Source organism: Protofrankia sp. BMG5.30, from assembly GCF_001983005.1.
In the GTDB taxonomy this organism is placed as follows: domain Bacteria; phylum Actinomycetota; class Actinomycetes; order Frankiales; family Frankiaceae; genus Protofrankia; species Protofrankia coriariae.
Map to the genome: position 1 here is coordinate 1 of NZ_MOME01000095.1, position 1,245 is coordinate 1,245.

Annotated in this window: 1 rRNA gene; it reads left to right on the forward strand. The window is 56.8% G+C overall.

The features are described 5' to 3' along the window. Positions 1-1,245 (forward strand): 23S ribosomal RNA (locus BL254_RS24705); the annotation flags it as partial.

Sequence of the window (1,245 nt, forward strand, 5' to 3'; positions counted from 1 at the left end):
CGCGGGATCCCGGCTGGTAGTAGGCAAGCGATGGGGTGACGCAGGAGGGTAGTCCAGCCCAGGCGGTGGTTGTCCTGGGGCAAGGGTGTAGGGTGAGGCATAGGTAAATCCGTRTCTTGTGTGCCTGAGACCTGATGCCGAGCCGATTGTGGCGAAGTGGATGATCCCATGCTGCCGAGAAAAGCCTCTAGCGAGTGTCAGGGCCGCCCGTACCCGAAACCGACACAGGTGGTCAGGTAGAGAATACCAAGGCGAGCGAGTGAACTGTGGTTAAGGAACTCGGCAAAATGCCCCCGTAACTTCGGGAGAAGGGGGGCCGTTGTCCGTGTAGGGGCTGTGCCTCCGAAGCGGATAGTGGCCGCAGAGACCAGGGGAAAGCGACTGTTTACTAAAAACACAGCTCCGTGCGAAGTCGTAAGACGATGTATACGGAGTGACGCCTGCCCGGTGCTGGAACGTTAAGGGGACKGGTGAGCATTTCGGTGCGAAGCTCAGAACTTAAGCGCCAGTAAACGGCGGTGGTAACTATAACCATCCTAAGGTAGCGAAATTCCTTGTCGGGTAAGTTCCGACCTGCACGAATGGCGTAACGACTTTCCTACTGTCTCAACCACAGACTCGGCGAAATTRCATTACGAGTAAAGATGCTCGTTACGCGCGGCAGGACGGAAAGACCCCGGGACCTTTACTATAGCTTGATATTGGTGCTCGGTTCGGCTTGTGTAGGATAGGTGGGAGACTGTGAAGTCGGAACGTCAGTTTCGGTGGAGTCGCTGTTGAAATACCACTCTGGTCGAATTGGGTGTCTAACTTGGGTCCGTGATCCGGATCAGGGACAGTGTCAGGTGGGTAGTTTAACTGGGGMGGTTGCCTCCTAAAGGGTAACGGAGGCGCCCAAAGGTTCCCTCAGCCTGGTTGGCAATCAGGTGTYGAGTGCAAGTGCACAAGGGAGCTTGACTGTGAGACAGACATGTCGAGCAGGTGCGAAAGCAGGGACTAGTGATCCGGCGGTGGCTTGTGGAAGCGCCGTCGCTCAACGGATAAAAGGTACCCCGGGGATAACAGGCTGATCTTGCCCAAGAGTCCATATCGACGGCAAGGTTTGGCACCTCGATGTCGGCTCGTCGCATCCTGGGGCTGGAGTAGGTCCCAAGGGTTGGGCTGTTCGCCCATTAAAGCGGTACGCGAGCTGGGTTTAGAACGTCGTGAGACAGTTCGGTCCCTATCCGCCGCGCGCGCAGGAGA